This is a genomic window from Salmonella sp. K21076, assembly GCF_039650795.1.
Lineage (GTDB): Bacteria > Pseudomonadota > Gammaproteobacteria > Enterobacterales > Enterobacteriaceae > Salmonella > Salmonella enterica.
The window spans coordinates 117,227-139,281 of sequence record NZ_JBCLYA010000024.1 but is presented as its reverse complement, the minus strand read 5'-3'; the positions used below and the strand labels follow the sequence as shown (position 1 = coordinate 139,281).

Below are 22,055 nucleotides of genomic sequence, written 5' to 3'. Positions count from 1 at the left end.
CACGTTCTGCATATCGCCTTGCTGCGGCACGAAAAATAAAAAAACCTCTACCTACACATTGAGCGAGAATTTTATGGAATCGGCTAGTAATACCAGCGTAATCCTCGACGCATCAGCCCCGGCGCGTCGGGCAGGGATGACAGAAAGCGAATGGCGTGAAGCCATCAAATTTGATAGTACCGACACCGGCTGGGTCATTATGAGTATCGGGATGGCGATCGGCGCAGGGATCGTTTTTCTTCCTGTCTAGGTTGGCCTGATGGGACTTTGGGTCTTTTTACTCTCTTCTATTATTGGTTATCCGGCCATGTACCTGTTCCAGCGGCTGTTTATTAATACGCTGGCGGAATCCCCGGAATGTAAAGACTACCCCAGCGTGATCAGCGGCTATCTGGGCAAAAACTGGGGTATTTTATTAGGCGCGCTGTACTTTGTGATGCTCGTCATCTGGATGTTCGTCTATTCTACGGCGATTACTAACGACAGCGCCTCTTATCTGCATACTTTCGGCGTAACGGAAGGATTACTTTCCGATAGTCCATTTTATGGTCTGGTGCTGATCTGCATCCTGGTGGCGATTTCCTCACGCGGTGAAAAATTACTGTTCAAAATTTCCACCGGCATGGTGCTGACCAAGCTACTGGTAGTGGCGGCGCTGGGCGTCTCTATGGTGGGTATGTGGCATCTGTATAACATTGGCGCGCTGCCGCCGATGGCCCTGCTGATTAAAAACGCCATTATTACCCTGCCATTTACGCTGACCTCGATTTTATTTATCCAGACGTTAAGCCCAATGGTGATCTCTTACCGTTCACGCGAAAAATCTATTGAGGTCGCACGCCATAAGCGCTGCGCGCCATGAATATCGCGTTTGGCATCCTGTTCGTTACCGTCTTTTTCTATGCGGTTTCCTTCACCCTGGCGATGGGGCATGACGAAGCGGTGAAAGCCTACGAGCAGAATATTTCCGCCCTGGCGATCGCCGCGCAATTTATTAGCGGCGATGGCGCTAGCTGGGTCAAAGTGGTTAGCGTAATTCTGAACATCTTTGCCGTCATGACCGCCTTCTTTGGCGTTTATTTAGGATTCCGCGAAGCGACGCAAGGCATTGTGATGAATATCCTGCGCCGCAAAATGCCCGCCGAGAAGATTAAGGAAAATCTGGTACAGCGCGGCATTATGATTTTCGCTATTTTGCTGGCCTGGAGCGCCATTGTGCTCAACGCGCCGGTACTGAGCTTCACCTCTATTTGTAGCCCTATCTTCGGTATGGTGGGCTGTTTAATTCCGGCATGGTTGGTCTACAAGGTTCCCGCATTGCACAAATATAAAGGCGCTTCGTTGTACCTGATTATTATTACCGGTCTGCTGCTATGCGTTTCTCCGTTCCTGGCATTCTCTTGATATACCTGAGATTAAGGTTGTTGTTATGTTTGAATCTAAAATAAATCCATTGTGGCAAAGTTTTATCCTGGCCGTACAGGAAGAAGTAAAACCGGCGCTGGGGTGTACTGAGCCAATTTCACTGGCGCTGGCAGCAGCGGCGGCGGCGGCTGAACTTGACGGCACAGTTGAACGCATTGACGCGTGGGTTTCGCCTAATCTGATGAAAAATGGTATGGGCGTTACCGTTCCAGGAACGGGAATGGTAGGGCTACCGATCGCCGCGGCGCTTGGCGCGTTGGGCGGTGATGCGAAAGCCGGGTTGGAGGTGTTAAAAGACGCTTCCGCTAAAGCCGTTGCCGATGCAAAAGCGATGCTGGCCGCCGGACATGTTGCAGTGATGTTGCAGGAGCCATGTAACGATATCCTGTTTTCACGGGCGAAAGTGTATAGCGGCGATAGCTGGGCATGTGTCACGATCGTCGGCGATCATACAAATATTGTGCGGATAGAAACCGACAAGGGCGTGGTATTTACCCAAGCCGATAATGCGCAGGAAGAAGAAAAAACCTCGCCACTGGGAGTGCTGTCTCATACCTCGCTGGAAGAGATCCTGGCGTTTGTGAATGCGGTGCCCTTTGACGCTATCCGCTTTATTCTCGATGCGGCCAGGCTAAACGGCGCGTTGTCGCAGGAGGGCTTGCGTGGTTCCTGGGGGCTGCATATTGGTTCGACGCTGGCCAAACAGTGCGATCGCGGTCTGCTGGCGAAAGATCTCTCCACGGCGATTTTGATCCGTACCAGCGCGGCGTCAGACGCCAGAATGGGCGGTGCCACGTTGCCCGCGATGAGCAACTCCGGCTCCGGCAACCAGGGGATTACCGCCACGGTGCCAGTCATGGTGGTTGCTGAACATGTCGGCGCCGATGACGAGTGCCTGGCGCGCGCGCTAATGTTATCGCATTTGAGCGCTATCTATATTCACCATCAGCTTCCGCGTTTGTCGGCGCTGTGCGCGGCAACTACGGCGGCAATGGGCGCGGCAGCGGGTATGGCGTGGCTGATAGATGGTCGTTACGACACTATCGCAATGGCTATCAGCAGTATGATTGGTGATGTCAGCGGGATGATTTGCGATGGCGCGTCGAATAGCTGCGCGATGAAAGTCTCTACCAGCGCGTCGGCGGCGTGGAAAGCCGTACTGATGGCGTTGGATGATACGGCGGTGACCGGAAACGAAGGGATTGTGGCGCACAATGTCGAACAATCTATTTCGAATTTGTGTTCGCTGGCGTGTCGCTCAATGCAGCAGACAGACAAGCAGATCATCGAGATTATGGCCAGTAAAGCGCATTAATAATAACGCCCCGGCATGACGTCGGGGCAGCGTGTTGCCCGATGGCGCTGCGCTTATCGGGTCTACCCGTTATCAGCCGGATCGGGCGCTTGCGCCGCCATCCGGCATGATTTCAGGCTGCGGCCTCTTCTTCTGCCAGCCGGGCTTCGGCGTCCGCCACGATGGCTTCCAGTTCGGTTAGCATCTCTTCATAGCCCAGCGGCACAGCGGCGCTCATCGCCTCCTGTACGGCAGGTTTTACCACGGGCTGACGTTTCTTCGCCGATTTTTTGCTCATCTTGCGACTCCTTTTCTGGCTGGCTACACCGGTAAATCTACCAGTAATGCGCGCAGCGGCGTATCGGCAACCAGCGTAATGTTAGGTTCATCACGAATAAATGCGCCATCTCCGCAGGTTAACGCCTCGCGTTCTTCGTTGTGCGTCATCGCGTGGAACGTACCGTGAATCGACTGCAAATAGGCGCGCGGCCCGTGAAGCTGGAAGTTAAGCGATTCGCCTTTCTCCAGCGTAATATGATGTACCCAGACCTGTTGGCGCAGTTGTAAGCTGTTTTGCTCACCGTCGGGCGAGGCAAGAAGCTGTTGTTGCGCCGTCGAGAGTGGGATTTTTTGTACCAGCGCGTTTTCCCGTTCAGGACAGGCGTCAAGCCACAGTTGCATTCGGGTTAACGGCTTAACTTTGCTGAGATTATGTTCGCTGTAGCTAATGCCCGGCTGCGCGGCGAGCAGCAACGCTTCGCCCGCTTTAGCCTGTACATGGTTGCCGTCGCTGTCGCGGTATTCCGCTTCGCCGTCCAGAATCAGGTTTAAAATATCCACCTTTGGATAAGTTCGAGGCTGAAAAGAGGCGCCCGGCGCCAGCACTTCCTGGTTCAGTACGCGCAACGACGCGTAGCCCAGCAGTGTAGGGTCGAAGTAGTGTCCAAAGGAGAAGGTATAGCGGGCCTGTAGCCATCCGTAGTCTGCCTGTCCACATTGTTTGGCGGTTCGGGTCGTAATCATCGTTATTAACCTCTCTTTACTTCCTTTTATGTTAAGGGGCTGGACGCTGCATTGTTAGCCAGATATTCTGCCCGGTATGTTCAAATTTCCTGAATGAGAACGTTATGGCTAAAGAGAGAGCGCTGACGCTTGAAGCATTGCGTGTGATGGACGCCATTGACCGCCGGGGCAGTTTTGCCGCAGCGGCTGATGAGTTGGGGCGGGTGCCCTCCGCGCTGAGTTACACCATGCAGAAGCTGGAAGAAGAGTTGGACGTTGTACTGTTCGATCGCTCCGGCCATCGTACAAAATTCACCAACGTCGGACGTATGCTGCTGGAACGCGGGCGGGTATTGCTGGAAGCGGCAGACAAGTTAACGACGGATGCTGAAGCGTTGGCCCGCGGTTGGGAAACGCATCTGACGCTGGTCACTGAAGCTCTGGTACCGACGCCTGCTTTTTTTCCGCTGATCGACCGGCTGGCCGCTAAAGCCAATACGCAGCTTTCATTGATTACCGAAGTACTGGCTGGCGCATGGGAGCGGCTTGAGCAGGGACGGGCGGATATCGTTATCGCCCCGGATATGCATTTTCGATCGTCGTCGGAAATTAACTCCCGTAAGTTGTATACGTTAATGAATGTGTATGTCGCCGCGCCTGACCACTCTATTCATCAGGAGCCGGAGCCGCTTTCGGAAGTGACGCGGGTTAAATACCGCGGCGTAGCGGTAGCGGATACCGCGCGCGAGCGGCCGGTATTAACGGTGCAACTGCTGGATAAGCAGCCACGTCTGACGGTAAGCACGATTGAAGATAAACGTCAGGCGCTGCTGGCCGGGCTTGGCGTCGCGACGATGCCATATTCGATGGTGGAACAGGATATTGCCGAAGGGCGGCTACGCGTAGTCAGCCCGGAATCGACCAGCGAAATCGATATTATTATGGCCTGGCGGCGCGACAGTATGGGGGAGGCAAAAGCCTGGTGCCTGCGGGAAATACCTAAGCTATTCGCCGGAAAATAAATAGCGCGCGGCGCTTTAAAAGCGGCGCCGCGCCGCCCTCAGGAAAAACGTTTCGGATCGGGGCCGAAGCGGTTGTCGCCCGGTGTACCATTCTGGCAGTTGAACGCGATGATGATAAGCCAGCCGATAATGGGGATAAGTAGCAACAGTAGCCACCATGCGGAGCGGTCAGTGTCATGCAGACGACGGAACTGCACGGCCCACCACGGTAAAAAGATCAGAACGCCGTAAATGGTGGTCAGAACGCCTTCACCCCCGGCGCGTTGCCAGCCAAGCATGGCGTCCAGCAGGCCCAACACAAAGGTAAAGATGATATTGACCAGAATAAACATCCAGTACTCTTTGCGTCGCGCGCGGCCGCCAAATCCCAGATAATTTTTTAAAACCTTTAAATACCAATCCATTTTCGCCTCAATAATGGTTCAATCACTTGTTTTTAAAGTAATCAAACTAAGAATAGCTGCGAATGAAATGCTGGTAAATATTTGTGGCATTTATTAATAAGGCGTCCCGGAGGACGCCTGAAATTAGCCAAAGCGCACGTCGTGCCCGTGAGGTTCGAGCAGATCCTGCCACGGTCCGACAGAAATGATACCCGTGGGGTTAATCGTTTTATGGCTACGGAAATAGTGGTGACGAATATGGTCCATATTGACGGTTTCAGCAATGCCCGGTATTTGATAGATATCGCGCAGGAAACCGTACAGATTCAGGTAGTCGCTGATTCGGTATTTGTCGCATTTGAAATGAGTCACGTAAACCGGATCAAAGCGTACCAGGGTCGTCCATAAGCGGATATCCGCCTCGGTCAACTGGTTGCCCGTCAGATAGCGGTGCTGTCCGAGAATCTGTTCCAGGCGCGCCAGCGCAGTAAACACCTTTTCTACCGCTTCATCATACGCTTGCTGGCTAGTGGCGAAGCCTGCTTTATAAACGCCGTTATTAACGTTGTCATAAATCCAGCCGTTTAACTCGTCAATTTTGCTTTGCAGCGCGGGGGGATAGTAATCCCCGGCTTTAGCGCCCAGCCCATCGAAAGCGGAGTTAAACATACGAATGATTTCGGCGGACTCGTTGCTGACGATAGTATGATTTTTTTTATCCCATAAGACCGGCACGGTGACGCGGCCGCTGTAGTGTGGATCGGCGTGCAGATACAACTGGTAGAGAAATTCATGCTGATAGAGGGTATCGCCGGTGGCCGCCGGAAAAGTATCATCAAACGTCCAGCCGTTTTCCAGCATCAATGGATTCACGACAGAAACCGGAATAAACGGCTCCAGACCTTTCAGTTTACGGAAAATGAGCGTGCGATGCGCCCAGGGGCAGGCAAGGGAAACGTACAGATGGTAACGATCTTTTTCTGCGGCGAATCCGCCTTCGCCGGAAGGTCCGGGCGCGCCGTCAGCGGTAAGCCAGTTGCGGAAAGCCGACGCTGAACGCTGAAATTTCCCCCCGGAAGATTTGGTGTCATACCAGGTATCGTGCCAGACGCCATCGATCAGTTGTCCCATGTCTCTCTCCTTCAGATAACAAAAGCGAGGCGCTATTCCCTCGCTTTTTTAATTGAGTATAGATTGCTTACCACTTTTTATTCAGCAGACGGTCAAGGCTGAACGCGCCAGGCCCGGTTAACGCCAGTAATAAGAATCCTCCGGCAATGGTCAGGTTTTTCATAAACATCAGCGAGTTTACACCTTCTGCAAAATTGCTATGGAAGATCAATGCCGTCAGCAACGTAAAACCAGCGGTGAAAAGCGCAGTGGTGCGGGTGAGGAACCCCAGCAGAATCGCCAGACCGCCGCCGAACTCAAGCAGTATGGTGAGCGGCAGCAGGAATCCTGGTACGCCCATCGCTTCCATATACTGCTGTGTGCCCGCATAGCCGCTAATTTTTCCCCATCCTGCGGTAATAAACAGAACTGGCATTAAAATACGCGCTATCAGTACACCAATATCTTCTAATTTTTTCATTTTATTCTCCAGGAGGCCGATTCGGCGGCTGCTGCTATTTTCATGAGCAATGGCGCGGTTTAGCGCGTCATTGTTATCGCTGGAGAGAATCATAAACGTGGCGTACAGGAATTGTTAGCAAGGAAAATTGCCAAATTTTTTCAAAAAATTTGAGTGATTGATAAAGAGACGATATGCATAAAAGTATCGCGCCACCAGGTGTAATCGGGTGATAACCTGATGGCGCGATGCTATAAAAGAAAAGATATTAACCGCGGAGCTGTTGTTGACGGAGGGTAGTTTTTACCAGGCGCCAGGCGCTCCAGATACCCAGGCCGCGTTTCGCCCAGCGTACCAACATATTAGGATGACGGATGGTCCAGATGGCCATTACGCTGCTACCGACCAGCGCCCAGGAGCGCAGGCTTAACACCGTATTCCAGCCGCGATCGTACGCGCCGGTGGTCTCCAGCCAGTCGCGACGGCTGGCGGACAGATCCAGCCGTTGCTGCTGGATCTGACTGAGAAGCAGCGCTTTACGTTTTTCGCGTTCGCCTTTGCTGCTCACGACTGATCGTCCTCCAGAATTTGCCGATCGTTAGCCAGTTCGTGCCGCGTATGGCGCAATAGCGTGGACTGACGCGCTTTGCGCAAAGTCCAGATGCCGCCGATTAGCGCAAGCACTAACAGTACAACTGTGGTAGCGATCATCGCGTTCAAACGGTACTGAGGATCGATAGCCCAGATGACCAGAACCATCAGGCTCATTAAGCCAAACGCCGCGAAGAGCATGGTAAGACCTACCATCAGCAAAAGCTGAAAGAGGTTCGCTTTCTCTTCTTCCAGTTCTACTACCGCCAGTCGCAGCCGGGTTTCCACCATCTCAACGATAATGGTGACAATCCGCTGCCCGATACCCAGTACGCTTTTGCCTGGTCCTTGTGCCTGTCGAGAGTCCGCCATAATTAACGACGCGTCAGCAGTACGCCCAACACCAGACCGACAGCGGCGCCAATGCCTACGCCTGTCCAGGGGTTTTCGCGCACATAATCATCGGCACGGGCGGCGGCGACGCGAGTCTGTTTGGCAATCACATCACCCGTTTCGCCCAGGCGGTAACGGCTCTCTTTCAGCGCGCGCTCGGCTTTGCTACGAATCTTACTCAACTCTTCTTTCGACTTTTCGCCCGAAGAGCTCAGCACTTCTTCGAGCGTATCGGTCAGGGATTTCAACTCAGCGCGCAGATGTTCCGTAGTGTTATCTTTCGACATAGTTTTCTCCAGGTGAGTGAGTATTTACATTCGGCGTTAATTTAGTAGTCTCTGGCCTCAAGTTTTTTTAGCTCATCCTGAGCCTCGGCCAGCTTACGTTCACGTTTGTCTATTTTATCCGCATCGCCTTTTGCTTTTGCCTCGGCTAAATCACGTTGGCGTTCGGCTACCTCTTCTTTTTGCTCAGCGATCTTTTTCTGATGCTCGGCGCGCAGCTTGCTGTCAGTACAATTGGCGCGTACTTCGCTGAGCGCCTTGTTCAGACCCTCAATACGGCGCTGATTGTTGTGCTTTTCAGCGTAGCTAATTTCCTTTTGTATATCCTGCTCTTTTTCCTGACAAAGCGAATTAGCGTAGCTGCCGGCGCTAAGCGTAAAAAGCGTGATAGCCAAAGCGATGCGGTATTTCATTCCTGAACTTTCCCTTATGTTCGGACCCGTTGTCCGGGGCGGTGATCCCGATAATAACGCGGTGGGTTAAGCACCGCTTTATTAATCATAGTCATTAAACAATGAAATCACCAAAGTGAGTGATATGATTCGGATTCCTGGAGATTAGCCAAAGCGGTGTGAGCTTTCCCGTAAGCGGGACAACCACTGTACCGTTTCGTTGTCATCGTCCTGCTGAGCGACGACATAACCGTGTGGTAACGTTTGATCAAGCACTGTTTTTGCTGCGGCGCTTTGCGCAGGGGAATCGAAGGTAATGAGCAACATGTCATTTTTAGGCGTAATGCTTTTAAAATGAATGCCGTTCGCATCCAGATGATGCAGAACTGAGAAGCCGTCTGGCATACTGGCGCCCTGATTAACCGCGCGAATGGCCAGCGTCGACTCTTGCTGACGCAGCGTTGACCACGTCATCATGAGTATGGTCAGCATCAGCAGAAAAGCGCTGATCCAAATGAGTTGTCGGGCAGTTATGCGTGGTTTAAGCATAAGTTATCCCCGGCTCCCATACTTCTTTTTCCACAGCATGACCAGTGAACCCGCCAGGCCAAAAAAGAGCAGCACCACGGGCAGCAGCATCAGGCATGACATTAGCTGATCTTCATACTTCATAAAGACGGGCGTTTTGCCCAGCAGATAGCCCAGCGACGTCAGGATAAGCACCCACAACAAGCCACTCATCCAGTTGAAAAACTGAAAGCGCGCGTTATTCAGGCCGGATATGCCGGCAATGGTGGGTAGCAGCGTTCTGACAAACGCGATAAAACGGCCTATCAATAATGCCGACAGGCCGTGTTTATGGAAAAGGTGATGGGCGCGTTGATGATAATGTGCGGGGAGATGAGAGAGCCAATTCTGCACGGTGCGGGTATTCCCCAGCCAGCGGCCCTGTATATAGCTGACCCAGCAACCCAGGCTGGCCGCGACGGTAAGCAGCAAAATGGTTTGTGGAAAACCCATCGCGCCTTTGGCGATCAGCACGCCGACCAGTATCAACAGGCTGTCGCCAGGCAAAAAGGCGGCAGGGAGCAGCCCATTTTCCAGAAACAAAATCATAAATAACACAAAATATAACATGCCAATCATGGAAGGATTGGCCAGTGTTTCAAAGTCCTGAGCCCACAGGGCATTCAGCAATTGAGTCAGTAGTTCCATTCAGTATTCCTGGAGAATCGGTTAACGTCACGCCGGTGATCTGAGGTTTGCACTGCCGCAACAGAGTTGGAGTTTTTATCAGCGTTGCGGAAACGGCAAATTCGCGGCCTGAACTATTCCTTGTTAAGTTGTGAAGTAAGCAAGCACTAACACACAAAAATTCAAAATGCATCTAATTGTAACAAAGGTCAACGAAGTCCGTTATAGAAATTACGCGTCGTTGAGCTTTGATTTTGCTTATCGCAAAGGAGGGTGGCGAGAGGATTTACACAGGCTGACACTTTATACTTTACGCTGACCGAGCGCTGCGGCAGACGCCATCTACATATAACGTTACGCGAGGATGTCGCGCGTGAACATCAATTCGCTTTCCGTCACAGCCTATGGATTGGGAGATTCTGATTTATCGTCACGCCGGATGGCACGCGCCATCCGGCATTGATAATCACTTAGCTACGCAAGGCGTTATTCGCCAGACGTTCGTCCTCTGCCTGGCAGGCTGCCGCAGTGAACAGAACATCGGTAGATGAGTTCAGCGCCGTTTCACACGAATCCTGCAATACTCCGATAATAAAGCCGACCGCTACTACCTGCATCGCGATATCGTTCGGGATGCCAAACATGTTGCACGCCAGCGGGATCAGCAGCAATGAACCGCCTGCCACGCCGGAGGCGCCGCAAGCACACAGCGAGGCCACCACGCTCAGCAGCAGCGCTGTAGGCAGATCCACCGGGACGCCTAACGTATGAACTGCCGCCAACGTCAGAACCGTAATGGTAATTGCCGCGCCGGCCATATTGATAGTGGCACCCAGCGGAATGGAAACGGAGTAAGTATCCCTGTCCAGATTCAGTTTTTCGCACAGCGCCATATTCACTGGAATATTGGCGGCAGAACTGCGGGTAAAGAAGGCATAAACACCGCTTTCACGCAGGCAGGCGAACACCAGCGGATAAGGGTTGCGACGAATTTTCCAGAATACCAACAGCGGGTTGACCACCAGCGCGACCAGCAGCATACAGCCAATCAAGACGACCAGCAGGTGCGCATAGCCCCACAGGGTGGAGAAGCCGGTGGTTGCAAGCGTTGATGAAACCAGACCAAAAATACCGACTGGCGCGAAACGGATCACCAGTTTCACCATAAAGGTCACGGCGTTAGACATATCGTTCACGAGGTTTTTGGTGGTTTCATTGCCATGACGCAGGGCAAATCCCAGACCGACGGCCCACACCAGAATCCCGATATAGTTAGCGTTCAGCAGTGCGTCGATGGGGTTCGACACCATGCTCATCAGCAGACCGCGCAGGACTTCTACAATGCCGGACGGCGGCACGATATCCTGGGCGCTACTGGACAGATGCAGCGTTGAAGGGAAGGCGAAGCTGAACACAACGGCCGCCAGCGCGGCTGAAAAGGTGCCTAGCAGGTAAAGAAAGAGAATAGGGCGAATATTGGTTTTTTGGCCGTGCTGGTGGTTGGCGATCGAGGCCATTACCAGCATCAGCACCAGAACGGGGGCGACCGCTTTTAAGGCGCCGACGAACAGGGTGCCAAGCAAGCCAACCGCTTCTGCCACAGGCTTAGAAATCCATGCCAGTAAAATCCCCAGTACCAGACCCACTAAAATTTGTTTAACCAGACTGCCTTGCGCTAAACGCTGCAGTAGCCCTGATGCTCGTTGCGTAGCCATTTCATATTCCTTGTATTGTGTTGCTGGTCATCCCCTGCACGCTCTTACGGCGCATCTTTCAGGATGTAACAAAGTGTTTGCCTGGTTGAGTATAAGGAAAGTTGAAGGTTCGGGAAGCGAAATATCCTGGATTTTTTGCTGTGATCATGTTTTATAACTTTATATTAACAGTATTGTGACATGTTAAACAAAAACGCCCGGCAGGTGTACGCTGCCGGGCGTTTTTGATGGGGCAGGTTTACCCCGATAAAAGATTATTGCGCTCGTAGTTTCTTATCGCGCTGATGGTTAACCCAGGTGTTAATCACCAGCGTAATGGTCAGAATGCCAAACACTACGCCCAGCGAAATCGCGATAGGAATATGGTAGAAGTCGACGATCAGCATCTTAATGCCGATAAAGACCAGAATGACCGCCAGACCATATTTCAGCATCGAGAAGCGTTCCGCCACGCCGGACAGCAGGAAGTACATCGCGCGCAGTCCTAAGATGGCAAACAGGTTAGAGGTCAGTACGATGAACGGGTCGGTGGTGACCGCAAAGATCGCCGGAATACTGTCAACGGCGAAGATCACATCGCTGAACTCAACCATAATCAGCACCAGCAGCAGCGGCGTGGCATATAGCAGGCCGTTTTTACGTACGAAAAAGTGCTCGTTCTCGATCGTATCAGTCATGCGCAGATGCCCGCGCAGCCAACGCACCATCGGTTTTTCGCCAATGCCGGATTCGTCTTCCTTCGCCAGCGCCATTTTTACGCCGGTAAACAGCAAGAAGGCGCCGAACACATACAGCAGCCATTCGAACTGAGTGATAAGCCAGGTACCGGCGAAAATCATGATAGTACGCAACACGATCGCGCCAAGAACCCCATACACCAGCACCCGGCGTTGCAGAGCCGGAGGGACGGAGAAATAGCTAAACAGCATCAGCCAGACAAAGACGTTATCTACGGCCAGCGACTTTTCAATCAGATAGCCGGTAAGGAACGCTAATGCCTGCGGGTCAGCAACTTCGCGCCCTTGCGTTTCAGCCAGATACCACCAGAAAGCGGCGTTAAACAGTAGCGAGAGCGTTACCCACAGGATTGACCATCCTGCCGCTTGTTTCATCGACATCGCATGTGCGCCACGGCGTCCCTGCAACAACAAGTCGATGGATAGCATTATCACCACAACAACCGCGAATCCACCCCATAATAATGGCGTACCAACAGTATTCATTATTTCTCCCCATGCAAAAAAACGGCTAATGCCGAATGGCATTAGCCGCTGCTTTTATGCATAGACCTTGCCATTCGGCAAGGTCTCACTTACAACAATAAAGGAATACGCTGACGCATTCCTTTATGGCTGCCCGGTGACCGGATGTGGTTTTGCACACATCGTAATGACGATCGACCGGCAATGAAGTTACTCCCCTTTGCGCGTAACAAAGTATGACAGGCCACGCGTAGAGTCAATGACCTGTAACATACGATTTACATAATTTTACGCAGTAGGGGGATGAGTCAGATCGTCCGCCGGGAAGATGACCCCGGTTTGACGGCGTATTTCTGTCAGCCATTTTGCCGTGGCGCGACTTAGCGACAACCCCGGATGTTCCACGGCGTGGTTTTCAATAAGCTGGGCAAACGCCCCGGCTTCATACAGCATGGTATTAATATGCTGAGGCTGGGTCAGATCCTGCATCAGCGCGCCGCGCGGCGCAAAACACACTTTCTGGCATTCCGACAGCTTTTCAATGACCAGCGATCCCCTCTCGCCCTGAATTTCACTGGCCAGTACCGAGTCGCTGACTTTGGAATGCTGTAGCGTGACGCTAAAATCGCCGTAATCCATAACCACGACGCCGTGTGCATCTACTCCGCTTTCCAATAAATTCGCCGACGCCTGAACGCTGCGCGGCTCGCCCCATAGCGCGATCGCCGACGCCAGACAGTAATACCCGATATCCATAATCGAACCATTGGAGAAGGCCGGATTAAACGTATTCGGATTTTCACCGTTCAGATAGCGCTGATAACGTGAAGAGTACTGGCAGTAATTTAGTAATGCTTTATGCATTCTGCCGATTTTCGGCAACGATTCCCGCAGCAGCAGGAAATTGGGCAGGCAGGCGGTTTTAAAGGCTTCAAACAGTACCCGCTGATTATCGCGCGCGCAGGCGATAGCGGCATCAACCTCCGCCAGGTTAGAAGCCAGCGGCTTTTCGCACATGACATGTTTTTTATGCTGCAAAAAGCGCTGCGTCTGGGAGAAATGCAGGGAATTCGGGCTGGCGATATAAACCGCCTCAATCGCGTCGCTTTGCGCCATCGCTTCCAGCGAGGTAAACAGATGCTCGACGGGATAATCATTTGCGAAAGACTGCGCCTGTTCAAGTCTACGGGAGTAAACGGCGGCGAGCCTGAATTTGCCGGTTTCATGGGCGGCGTCGACAAACTGGCGCGTGATCCAGTTAGTCCCAATTACAGCGAAACGTATCATAAACGTCAGCGGACTCCAGAAAGGGATTTTCGTCAATGTAGCACGCCTTTCCGCCCTTGCCAGTGCGCTGCGACGCACTCTGGCATTTTACTGGCGAGAAGGGCACCCGTGTGCGCTATCAGCCCCAATAGTGACGCCAGCGCCCAGATATTTAGGCTGACGATGCAAAATTTTGGCATCCAGCACTGCGCTAACCCGCGCCAGCTTTTCCCGAAGTCGTGTGTAGGTTCCGTGCCTTTTATTCAGATCCGGCGCGTTAACGCCGATAGCGTCAATGCCATATTGTTGCGCCAGCCAGATCGCCCGTTGATTATGAAATGCTTGCGAGATAATCGTAATGCGGCTTTCGCCAAACACTTTCCGGGCGCGAACCACGGAGTCCAGCGTGGAGAATCCGGCATAATCACAAAAAATGGCCGCTTCCGGCACACCTTTCGCTATCAGCGCCTGCTGCATCGCCGAAGGTTCATCGTACTCTTTTTTGCCGTTATCGCCGCTGACTAACAGCCACTTCACTTTACCGGCGTGGTACAACGCGGCGGCAGTATTAATCCGCCGGGTAAAATACCGATTGCCGGGTTTGGCGCCTAATACCAGCCCGACATTGCGGGCGGGAACGGTCTGAATGTCATTCCATGTCAGATGCTGTGAGGCGTTGACGATAAGCCAGTTGGAATAGAAAAGCGCGACGCCTGCTGCGACAAGCAGAAAACACGCCACTGTTAACGCCCGGCGTGTAAAACAGAGGCGGCGGATAAAACGGGCACATTGTGAGAGCATGGTTGTTGCGCGGTTCCGTTGGCGGTGGATAAAAAATACCCTCTACAGATCGTCATCCTTGAGGTGGCGGCAGGCAATGAGCGAAATGTGAACGCGTCGATTTTATGCCCACGCCGTTAAAAAGATACGGGGGAAGGGGCATTTTCAGAATTTATTGTGCCGACAGCGCCTGATGCGTCAGCCACAGGCGCGTATCAAATTCCAGTTGATGGTACTGCGGCTCCATATGGCAGCAGAGCTGATAAAACGCTTTGTTATGATCTTTCTCTTTCAGGTGCGCCAGTTCGTGAACCACAATCATTCGTAAGAATGGCTCCGGGGCGTTGCGAAACACGGTGGCGACGCGGATCTCCGCCTTGGCCTTGAGCTTGCCGCCCTGAACGCGCGAGACAGCGGTATGCAGTCCCAGCGCATTTTTCAGCACATGGATCTTGCTGTCATACATCACTTTATTGATGGGCGGCGCATTGCGCAGAAACTGACTTTTCAGTTCCTGAGTATAGTGATATAGCGCTTTGTCAGTAGCGTAATCATGCGCGCCGGGATAACGTTTTTCCAGCACCGCCCCCAGGCGCTGCTCGGCGATTAAGGCGCGCACCTGGGCAAGGAGATGTTCCGGATACCCCTGAAGGTAAGTTAGTGAGGTCATCAAAGCTCCATGTTGCCGATAAAAAGTGTATACTCACGCACCCTTTTCAGGGATAACGCCGCAATTTTACCATTCAGGAGGCCTAATGAGCCACGTAGACGACGGTTTCCGTTCACTGACGCTGAAACGTTTTCCGCAAACGGATGATGTTAACCCGCTTCTGGCGTGGGAGGCGGCCGATGAGTATCTGCTGCAACAGTTGGATGAGACGGAAATTCGCGGCCCGGTGCTGATCCTGAATGATACGTTTGGCGCGCTAAGCTGTGCGCTGGCGGAGCATTCGCCATACAGTATTGGCGATTCATATTTAAGCGAACTGGGTACGCGAGAGAATTTACGCCATAACGGCATCGCGGAGTCCAGCGTAACGTTTCTCGACAGTACCGCTGACTACCCGCAGGCACCGGGCGTGGTATTGATTAAAGTACCGAAAACACTGGCGTTGCTGGAACAGCAGTTACGCGCTTTGCGTAAGGTCGTTACGGCGCAAACGCGTATTATCGCCGGCGCGAAAGCGCGTGATATTCATACCTCTACGCTGGAACTGTTTGAAAAAGTGCTGGGCCCAACCACGACGACGCTGGCGTGGAAGAAAGCGCGCCTGATTAACTGTACCTTCAGTCATCCGCAACTGGCCAACGCGCCGCAAACGCTAAGCTGGAAACTGGAAGATACAGGCTGGACGATTCACAACCACGCGAATGTGTTTTCTCGTACCGGATTGGATATCGGCGCGCGCTTCTTTATGCAGCATTTGCCGGAAAACCTCGACGGGGAGATTGTCGATCTCGGCTGCGGCAATGGGGTGATTGGCCTGAGCTTACTGGCGAAAAATCCGCAGGCGAACGTGGTATTTGTCGATGAATCGCCGATGGCGGTAGATTCCAGCCGTTTGAATGTAGAAACGAACCTGCCGGAAGCGTTCGAACGCTGCGAATTTATGATCAACAACGCGCTCTCCGGCGTGGAGCCGTTCCGTTTTAACGCGGTGTTCTGCAATCCGCCGTTCCACCAGAAACATGCGCTGACGGATAATATCGCCTGGGAGATGTTCCATCATGCCCGCCGCTGCCTGAAAATCAACGGCGAACTGTATATTGTGGCGAACCGCCATCTGGACTATTTCCACAAGCTGAAGAAGATTTTCGGTAATTGCGCGACGATAGCAACCAACAATAAATTTGTTATTCTGAAAGCGGTGAAGCAGGGACGCCGTCGATAAGGCACTCAAGCGTCATACCGGCCTATAAAACCGGTATGACGGCATAGGCCCGATAAGCGCAGCGCCATCAGGCAAAGTCGTTAAATCTCCAGCGCCAGTCGGGTGCCCTGGGCAATCGCCCGTCGGGCATCCAGTTCCATCGCGACATCGCATCCGCCGATAAGATGTACCGTTTTACCTGCGGCGCGTAACGGGTCCGCCAGTTCACGGCGGGGTTCCTGTCCGGCGCAGATCACCACATGATCCACTTCCAGCAACTGCGGTTCGCCGCCGATCAAGAGATGTAATCCGTCGTCGTCGATCTTCTAGTAACTGACCGCCGGGATCATCTTCACGCCGCGCGCCAGTAACGTCGCGCGATGGATCCAGCCGGTGGTTTTACCTAACCCTTCGCCCGGCTTGCTGGCTTTGCGTTGCAGCATGACGATTTGCCGTGGACTACGTGCCAGGCGCGGGCCTTCCGGGCGCAGACCGCCTGCCTGTTGCAGGCTGGTATCAATTCCCCATTCCGTACAAAATTCAGCAATATTTTGGCTGGTGGATTCGCCGTGCTGGCTCAGATACATGGCCGTGTCAAAACCGATCCCGCCGCAGCCGATGATCGCCACTCGCTTACCAACCGGCGCTTTATCGCGCAATACCTCCAGGTAGGTCAATACTTTTGGATGATCGATACCGTCTATCGGCGGGCGGCGCGGTACTATTCCACAGGCGAGGATCGCTTCGTCAAACGGCTGAAGATCCTCTGCGTTCACCCGTTGGTTCAGTTTCAGCGTAACGCCAGTAACATCGATCATTCGACGGTAGTAGCGCAGCGTTTCGTAAAACTCTTCTTTACCCGGGATCTGCCTGGCGATAGTAAACTGACCGCCAATTTCACTCTGGGCGTCAAACAGCGTGACATGATGGCCGCGCGACGCGGCGTTAATCGCGAAAGCCAGCCCCGCCGGGCCTGCGCCGACAACGGCCAGATTCTTTTTGCGTATGGCCGGCGTTATCGGCATGTGGGTTTCGTGACAGGCGCGTGGGTCACCAGACAGGAGGTCACTTTGCCGATGAAGATCCGATCCAGACAGGCCTGATTACAGCCGATACAGGTATTGATCTCATCTGCGCGTCCGGATTGCGCTTTAGTCAGGAATTCAGCATCGGCAAGGAAGGGACGCGCCATCGACACCATATCGGCATCGCCGCGCGTCAGGATCGTCTCGGCGACCTGCGGATCGTTAATGCGATTGGTCGCGATCAGCGGAACCGACACATGACCTTTGAGTTTCCGTGTCACCCAGCTAAAGGCGCCACGCGGTACTGGCGTGGCGATGGTCGGGATTCGCGCCTCATGCCAGCCAATGCCGGTATTAATTAGGCTTGCGCCTGCGGCTTCAATGGCTTGCGCCAGTTGTACCGTTTCGTCGAACGTGCCGCCATTTTCCACCAGATCGAGCATCGACAGGCGATAGATAATAATAAAGTCGTTCCCTACCCGCTGGCGTACCGCGCGTACTACCTCAACCGCGAAGCGCATACGACTGGTATAGTCGCCGCCCCATTCGTCATCGCGATGGTTAGTTCGCCGCGTGAGAAATTCATTAATCAGATAGCCCTCTGATCCCATCACCTCTACGCCGTCGTAGCCTGCTTCCCGCGCCAGCTGCGCGCAATGTGCGAAGTCGTCGATTAACTGCAAGATTTCATCATGCGTCAGTTCATGTGGCATAAAGCGGTTGATTGGCGCCTGAATTGCCGACGGCGCGACCAGGTGCGGCTGATAGCTGTAACGTCCGGTGTGCAGAATTTGCAGCGCGATTTTACCGCCTTGCGCATGTACGGCATCGGTCACCACGCGGTGAGGCTTTAACTGGCTGGCATCGTTCAGCATCGCGCCGCCGGTCATCACGACCCCGGAGGGAACGGGCGCAATACCGCCGGTGACGATTAACGCTACGCCGTGTCGCGCGCGCTCGGCATAAAATGCCGCCAGGCGCTCAGCGCCATCAGGATGTTCTTCCAGACCCGTGTGCATCGATCCCATCAGCACACGGTTTCTGAGAGTAGTAAAGCCCAGATCGAGCGGGGCGAACAGCGACGGGTAGCTCATAAGCGTATCCAGTATGTAAAATTATTGTTATGTGGTCGGATGAGTTACTACTGTAGCCGTCGCGAGGTAAAAGGGAAAAGGGGAATGTGGTGATTGTGATGGGATTCAAAAAAGAGGCCGCGACCCGGGGAAAACAGGCCGGATAAGCACAGCGCCATCCGGCATCGTTTTTAAACCTCTTCAACGCTCACCTGCATTGCCGCCAGCGCATTACGCGCTGATTTCAATACCTGTTCGCACAGTTCAATGGTTAGCGTGAGCGGTGGCTCGATACGAATTGTTTTCGCATTATTCAGCGTACCAGCGACCAGCACGCGTTGACGGAACATCTCACTGGCAAAACGGTAGCCCGTTTCGTTATCGACAAATTCAATGGCCATCAACATACCTTTGCCGCGCGCCTCGTGTACCAGATTGGGATATTCACGCGCAAGTTGTCGAAAACCATCCAGGAGCGTATCGCCTTTTTGTTCCGCCTGGGCCGGGAGGTTTTGTTCCAGCAGGACGTTAATGGTCGCCAGCGCGGCAGCACAAGCCAGCGGGTTACCGCCAAAAGTGGTGGTATGCAGGAAGGGATTGTCGAACAGAACCGAAAACACCTCCTCAGTCGCGATGGTGGCGCCAATTGGCATCACGCCGCCGCCCAGGGCTTTCGCCAGACACAGAATATCAGGCTGCACATTTTCGTGCTCGCAGGCAAACATCTTGCCGGTACGCCCCATGCCGGTTTGTACTTCATCCAGAATCATCAGCGCGCCGAATTCATCACAGAGCTTACGTACCTCTGTCAGGTATCCCTGCGGCGGCAGGATCACGCCGCCTTCACCCTGAATAGGCTCCAGAATCACGGCTGCTATCTCGTCGCCCGTTTTTTTGCCTTCGCTAAATGCCATGCTCATCGCGTCGATATTGCCAAACGGCACATGGCGGAAGCCCGGCAGTAAAGGCATAAAGGGTCTGCGGAAGGTGGATTTGGCCGTGGCGGAGAGCGCGCCCAATGATTTGCCGTGAAATGCGCCGCTGGTGGCGATAAAGGTAAACTTGCCGCGCGGCGACTGATACGCTTTTGCCAGTTTTAGCGCCGCTTCGACGGATTCGGTGCCGCTGTTACAGAAAAAGCTGTACTTGAGTTTCCCCGGTGTTAGCGCCGCCAGCGTTTTTGCCAGCATCGCCCGCAAGGGGTCAAGTAACTCCTGGCTGTGGAGAGGTTGTTTTGCGAGTTGATTCTGGACGGCGGATACCACAACAGGATTACGGTGCCCCACGTTAAAGATGCCAAACCCCCCAAGACAATCGATAAACTCCTGCCCCTGGGTGTCGACAAGCGTATTCAAACTGCCCGCTTGCCACTCTACGGCTCCGTAATCCCCGCCGGCGGTAACAGATTTCCGGTATTCCAGAAATCCTGGATTTACATGCTCTTTAAAGTAGTCAATGACCTCTCGGTTTAGTGCTTTCATTTCCTCATGGTTTAGCGTTCGCTTCTCGATGAGATTCAGTGCGTGCGCGCTACAGGCCAAAGCCGATGCGCTGGAAGGTAACCTGTTCAAAATGAGCTCCAGAGGGCCGTGTATCACATGATACTGAATTAAGTATTGCAGGGATTAGCGGGGGTCTAAGCCCATAGTGAAAATCGGGATAAACACCAGGAATAATCACATTTACACAACATTTAATGTTATACGTTAACAATTGGATGCATTTTGAGCAGATCTTGTTTTACGGTTTACGGTGTGTTGCGTTAGCGGCGGCGTGAGAAAAAGGTGAGCCAGGGCAGATTTTAAAGAAAAAGGTTGTCCACGCTAAACAATTTCATAATGAAAATAAGGCGCAGGATAAGGTGAAAATCGTACAAATATTAAGGATTAATCGCAAATTGCGATCCAGAGCAATTTTAACAACTAAAGATAAATAGATTAGCGCCGAAATAACATCTGAGCGAAAAATTAACATCCAGATAACCTGCACAGGACGCTATCATGTCTTCTCATCCCTACGTCAGCCAGCTAAATACCCCGCTGGATGATGATACCACTCTGATGTCTACGACCGACCTGGAAAGCTATATCACTCACGCCAATGACACTTTTGTCCAGGTGAGCGGCTATCAGTTAAACGAGTTACTGGCGCGGCCACATAATCTGGTGCGTCATCCGGATATGCCGAAAGCTGCCTTCGCAGATATGTGGTACACCCTAAAACAGGGCGAACCGTGGAGCGGCATTGTGAAAAACCGGCGTAAAAACGGCGATCATTATTGGGTGCGGGCCAACGCGGTACCGATGATACGTGAAGGGCGTGTGACGGGATATATGTCGATCCGTACCCGCGCCACGGATGATGAGATTGCCGCCGTCGAGCCTTTATATCAGGCGCTAAATGAAGGGCGGTGTAGTAAACGTATTCATAAAGGCCTGGTGGTTCGTCAGGGCTTGCTGGGCAAACTGCCCGCGATGCCTGTTCGCTGGCGAGTGCGTAGCATTATGGGGCTAATGGCCGTAATGCTGGCGTTGGCGCTGTTCGGTACGGATGCCTCATGGCAGGCGTTGTTGTTGGGCGCGTTGGCGATGCTGGCAGGTACGGCGCTATTTGAATGGCAAATTGTGCGTCCCATTGAAAATGTGGCGACGCAGGCGCTGAAAGTGGCGACCGGCGAACGCAACAGCGTACAACACCTTAATCGTAGCGATGAGTTGGGGCTGACGCTGAGGGCCGTGGGGCAGCTTGGCTTGATGTGCCGTTGGCTGATCAATGACGTATCAAGTCAGGTGTCCAGCGTCAGAAACGGCAGTGAAAGGCTGGCGAAGGGTAACAATGATCTGAACGAACACACCCGTCAGACCGTGGAGAATGTTCAGGAAACGGTAACGACCATGAACCAGATGGCGGAGTCCGTGAAGCTCAATTCCGAGACGGCTTCCGCTGCGGATAAGCTTTCCATGGCGGCCAGTAGCGCGGCGACTCAGGGAGGTGAGGCGATGGATACGGTGATTAAAACGATGGATGATATCGCTCACAGTACGCAACGTATCGGGACGATCACCACGCTAATTAACGATATCGCTTTTCAGACGAATATCCTGGCGCTGAATGCGGCGGTAGAAGCGGCGAGAGCGGGCGAGCAGGGGAAAGGGTTTGCCGTGGTTGCTGGCGAGGTACGCCATCTTGCCAGCCGCAGCGCTAACGCGGCGAACGATATTCGTAAATTAATTGATGCCAGCGCAACAAAGGTGCAGTCAGGCTCCGAGCAGGTTCACGCCGCAGGCCGTACCATGGATGACATTGTAGCCCAGGTGCAAAATGTCACCCTGCTTATCGCACGGATCAGCCAGTCGACGCAGGAACAGACAGATGGGCTTTCCAGCCTGACTCGCGCCGTGGACGAGTTGAACCGCATAACCCAGAAGAATGCGGCGCTGGTGGAAGAGAGCGCACAAGTCTCCGCGATGGTAAAACACCGTGCCAGCCGGCTGGAGGATGCGGTCACGGTACTGCATTAAGTTTATTTGTAGGTAGCAACGGTAATGACATCCGCCCGGTAGCAACAAGCTT

At 53.1% G+C, this 22,055-nt stretch carries 21 protein-coding genes and 2 pseudogenes; 5 read left to right on the top strand and 18 right to left on the bottom strand.

Annotated elements, in window-relative coordinates; all coding sequences use genetic code 11:
- Positions 1-73: 73 nt before the first annotated feature.
- A pseudogene (locus AAYN39_RS08540) lies at positions 74-1,404 on the top strand (hypothetical protein).
- A 25-nt stretch (positions 1,405-1,429) separates the two neighbouring features.
- Positions 1,430-2,740 (top strand): serine dehydratase subunit alpha family protein, encoded by a 1,311-nt coding sequence (locus tag AAYN39_RS08535; RefSeq protein WP_000463069.1) that lies wholly within the window; start codon positions 1,430-1,432, stop codon positions 2,738-2,740.
- A gap of 112 nt (positions 2,741-2,852) precedes the next feature.
- Here the strand turns inward: AAYN39_RS08535 and AAYN39_RS08530 are convergent, their stop codons facing one another.
- Both AAYN39_RS08530 and AAYN39_RS08525 read right to left on the bottom strand, forming a co-directional pair.
- A complete protein-coding gene (locus tag AAYN39_RS08530; RefSeq protein WP_000039324.1) occupies positions 2,853-3,017 on the bottom strand; it encodes a hypothetical protein in 165 nt (54 codons plus the stop codon).
- A 23-nt stretch (positions 3,018-3,040) separates the two neighbouring features.
- On the bottom strand, positions 3,041-3,742 hold the full coding sequence (locus tag AAYN39_RS08525; protein ID WP_000633552.1) for a pirin family protein: 702 nt from the start codon (positions 3,740-3,742) through the stop codon (positions 3,041-3,043).
- A 104-nt stretch (positions 3,743-3,846) separates the two neighbouring features.
- Here AAYN39_RS08525 and yhaJ point away from each other — a divergent pair, with 104 nt between their 5' ends.
- Positions 3,847-4,743 carry a DNA-binding transcriptional regulator YhaJ gene (gene yhaJ / locus AAYN39_RS08520; RefSeq protein ID WP_001041028.1) on the top strand — a complete coding sequence of 299 codons (897 nt, stop codon included), beginning with the start codon at positions 3,847-3,849 and terminating at the stop codon, positions 4,741-4,743.
- 38 nt (positions 4,744-4,781) lie between these two features.
- Here the strand turns inward: yhaJ and AAYN39_RS08515 are convergent, their stop codons facing one another.
- The 14 genes from AAYN39_RS08515 to AAYN39_RS08450 form a co-directional block, all read right to left on the bottom strand.
- Positions 4,782-5,147: a DUF805 domain-containing protein gene (locus tag AAYN39_RS08515; RefSeq protein ID WP_000384139.1), complete on the bottom strand. Its 366-nt coding sequence runs from the start codon at positions 5,145-5,147 to the stop codon at positions 4,782-4,784.
- A gap of 123 nt (positions 5,148-5,270) precedes the next feature.
- On the bottom strand, positions 5,271-6,257 hold the full coding sequence (locus tag AAYN39_RS08510) for a glutathione S-transferase family protein (protein ID WP_000531164.1): 987 nt from the start codon (positions 6,255-6,257) through the stop codon (positions 5,271-5,273).
- A 67-nt stretch (positions 6,258-6,324) separates the two neighbouring features.
- Complete coding sequence (locus tag AAYN39_RS08505) at positions 6,325-6,717, bottom strand: DoxX family protein (protein WP_024131216.1); 393 nt, start codon at positions 6,715-6,717, stop codon at positions 6,325-6,327.
- A gap of 247 nt (positions 6,718-6,964) precedes the next feature.
- Positions 6,965-7,264 (bottom strand): YqjK family protein, encoded by a 300-nt coding sequence (locus AAYN39_RS08500; protein ID WP_000095496.1) that lies wholly within the window; start codon positions 7,262-7,264, stop codon positions 6,965-6,967.
- Positions 7,261-7,659 (bottom strand): phage holin family protein, encoded by a 399-nt coding sequence (locus AAYN39_RS08495; protein WP_000785626.1) that lies wholly within the window; start codon positions 7,657-7,659, stop codon positions 7,261-7,263. The genes AAYN39_RS08500 and AAYN39_RS08495 overlap by 4 nt, the downstream gene beginning before the upstream one ends.
- A gap of 2 nt (positions 7,660-7,661) precedes the next feature.
- On the bottom strand, positions 7,662-7,967 hold the full coding sequence (locus AAYN39_RS08490) for a YqjD family protein (RefSeq protein ID WP_000031219.1): 306 nt from the start codon (positions 7,965-7,967) through the stop codon (positions 7,662-7,664).
- Between the two features lie 41 nt (positions 7,968-8,008).
- Positions 8,009-8,377 (bottom strand): DUF1090 domain-containing protein, encoded by a 369-nt coding sequence (locus tag AAYN39_RS08485; protein ID WP_000877297.1) that lies wholly within the window; start codon positions 8,375-8,377, stop codon positions 8,009-8,011.
- Positions 8,378-8,521: 144 nt separating this feature from the next.
- A complete protein-coding gene (mzrA, locus tag AAYN39_RS08480; RefSeq protein ID WP_000917516.1) occupies positions 8,522-8,905 on the bottom strand; it encodes an EnvZ/OmpR regulon moderator MzrA in 384 nt (127 codons plus the stop codon).
- A gap of 3 nt (positions 8,906-8,908) precedes the next feature.
- Positions 8,909-9,571 (bottom strand): DedA family general envelope maintenance protein YqjA, encoded by a 663-nt coding sequence (gene yqjA / locus AAYN39_RS08475; protein ID WP_000422141.1) that lies wholly within the window; start codon positions 9,569-9,571, stop codon positions 8,909-8,911.
- Positions 9,572-10,020: 449 nt separating this feature from the next.
- Positions 10,021-11,265 carry a serine/threonine transporter SstT gene (gene sstT, locus AAYN39_RS08470; protein WP_000235369.1) on the bottom strand — a complete coding sequence of 415 codons (1,245 nt, stop codon included), beginning with the start codon at positions 11,263-11,265 and terminating at the stop codon, positions 10,021-10,023.
- 254 nt (positions 11,266-11,519) lie between these two features.
- A complete protein-coding gene (locus AAYN39_RS08465) occupies positions 11,520-12,488 on the bottom strand; it encodes a TerC family protein (protein WP_001098834.1) in 969 nt (322 codons plus the stop codon).
- Positions 12,489-12,755: 267 nt separating this feature from the next.
- Positions 12,756-13,754, bottom strand: a complete 999-nt coding sequence (locus AAYN39_RS08460) for a Gfo/Idh/MocA family oxidoreductase (protein WP_024131215.1) — start codon at positions 13,752-13,754, stop codon at positions 12,756-12,758.
- A gap of 87 nt (positions 13,755-13,841) precedes the next feature.
- Positions 13,842-14,534, bottom strand: a complete 693-nt coding sequence (locus tag AAYN39_RS08455; RefSeq protein ID WP_000951045.1) for a vancomycin high temperature exclusion protein — start codon at positions 14,532-14,534, stop codon at positions 13,842-13,844.
- 151 nt (positions 14,535-14,685) lie between these two features.
- Complete coding sequence (locus tag AAYN39_RS08450; RefSeq protein WP_000202966.1) at positions 14,686-15,183, bottom strand: M48 family metallopeptidase; 498 nt, start codon at positions 15,181-15,183, stop codon at positions 14,686-14,688.
- A gap of 85 nt (positions 15,184-15,268) precedes the next feature.
- Between AAYN39_RS08450 and rlmG the strand changes: the two genes are divergently transcribed.
- Positions 15,269-16,405, top strand: a complete 1,137-nt coding sequence (gene rlmG, locus AAYN39_RS08445) for a 23S rRNA (guanine(1835)-N(2))-methyltransferase RlmG (protein WP_000019992.1) — start codon at positions 15,269-15,271, stop codon at positions 16,403-16,405.
- An 80-nt stretch (positions 16,406-16,485) separates the two neighbouring features.
- Here rlmG and AAYN39_RS08440 read toward each other — a convergent pair.
- Together AAYN39_RS08440 and ygjG are read right to left on the bottom strand one after the other, a co-directional pair.
- Positions 16,486-18,503 (bottom strand): annotated as a pseudogene (locus AAYN39_RS08440) (NADPH-dependent 2,4-dienoyl-CoA reductase).
- A 170-nt stretch (positions 18,504-18,673) separates the two neighbouring features.
- Positions 18,674-20,053, bottom strand: coding sequence for a putrescine aminotransferase (ygjG, locus tag AAYN39_RS08435; protein WP_001536702.1), 1,380 nt, complete (start codon positions 20,051-20,053; stop codon positions 18,674-18,676).
- Between the two features lie 429 nt (positions 20,054-20,482).
- Here ygjG and AAYN39_RS08430 point away from each other — a divergent pair, with 429 nt between their 5' ends.
- A complete protein-coding gene (locus tag AAYN39_RS08430) occupies positions 20,483-22,003 on the top strand; it encodes a PAS domain-containing methyl-accepting chemotaxis protein (protein WP_000094656.1) in 1,521 nt (506 codons plus the stop codon).
- The last annotated feature ends 52 nt before the right edge of the window (positions 22,004-22,055 follow it).

Coding starts and splice junctions, on each gene's coding strand:
- AAYN39_RS08535 (WP_000463069.1), top strand. CDS start 1,430: ATGTTTGAATCTAAAATAAATCCATTGTGGCAAAGTTTTATCCTGGCC.
- AAYN39_RS08450 (WP_000202966.1), bottom strand. CDS start 15,183: ATGACCTCACTAACTTACCTTCAGGGGTATCCGGAACATCTCCTTGCC.
- AAYN39_RS08430 (WP_000094656.1), top strand. CDS start 20,483: ATGTCTTCTCATCCCTACGTCAGCCAGCTAAATACCCCGCTGGATGAT.
- rlmG (WP_000019992.1), top strand. CDS start 15,269: ATGAGCCACGTAGACGACGGTTTCCGTTCACTGACGCTGAAACGTTTT.
- AAYN39_RS08525 (WP_000633552.1), bottom strand. CDS start 3,742: ATGATTACGACCCGAACCGCCAAACAATGTGGACAGGCAGACTACGGA.
- AAYN39_RS08505 (WP_024131216.1), bottom strand. CDS start 6,717: ATGAAAAAATTAGAAGATATTGGTGTACTGATAGCGCGTATTTTAATG.
- AAYN39_RS08460 (WP_024131215.1), bottom strand. CDS start 13,754: ATGATACGTTTCGCTGTAATTGGGACTAACTGGATCACGCGCCAGTTT.
- AAYN39_RS08490 (WP_000031219.1), bottom strand. CDS start 7,967: ATGTCGAAAGATAACACTACGGAACATCTGCGCGCTGAGTTGAAATCC.
- mzrA (WP_000917516.1), bottom strand. CDS start 8,905: ATGCTTAAACCACGCATAACTGCCCGACAACTCATTTGGATCAGCGCT.
- AAYN39_RS08465 (WP_001098834.1), bottom strand. CDS start 12,488: ATGAATACTGTTGGTACGCCATTATTATGGGGTGGATTCGCGGTTGTT.
- AAYN39_RS08515 (WP_000384139.1), bottom strand. CDS start 5,147: ATGGATTGGTATTTAAAGGTTTTAAAAAATTATCTGGGATTTGGCGGC.
- AAYN39_RS08530 (WP_000039324.1), bottom strand. CDS start 3,017: ATGAGCAAAAAATCGGCGAAGAAACGTCAGCCCGTGGTAAAACCTGCC.
- AAYN39_RS08495 (WP_000785626.1), bottom strand. CDS start 7,659: ATGGCGGACTCTCGACAGGCACAAGGACCAGGCAAAAGCGTACTGGGT.
- AAYN39_RS08485 (WP_000877297.1), bottom strand. CDS start 8,377: ATGAAATACCGCATCGCTTTGGCTATCACGCTTTTTACGCTTAGCGCC.
- yhaJ (WP_001041028.1), top strand. CDS start 3,847: ATGGCTAAAGAGAGAGCGCTGACGCTTGAAGCATTGCGTGTGATGGAC.
- AAYN39_RS08455 (WP_000951045.1), bottom strand. CDS start 14,534: ATGCTCTCACAATGTGCCCGTTTTATCCGCCGCCTCTGTTTTACACGC.
- sstT (WP_000235369.1), bottom strand. CDS start 11,265: ATGGCTACGCAACGAGCATCAGGGCTACTGCAGCGTTTAGCGCAAGGC.
- yqjA (WP_000422141.1), bottom strand. CDS start 9,571: ATGGAACTACTGACTCAATTGCTGAATGCCCTGTGGGCTCAGGACTTT.
- AAYN39_RS08510 (WP_000531164.1), bottom strand. CDS start 6,257: ATGGGACAACTGATCGATGGCGTCTGGCACGATACCTGGTATGACACC.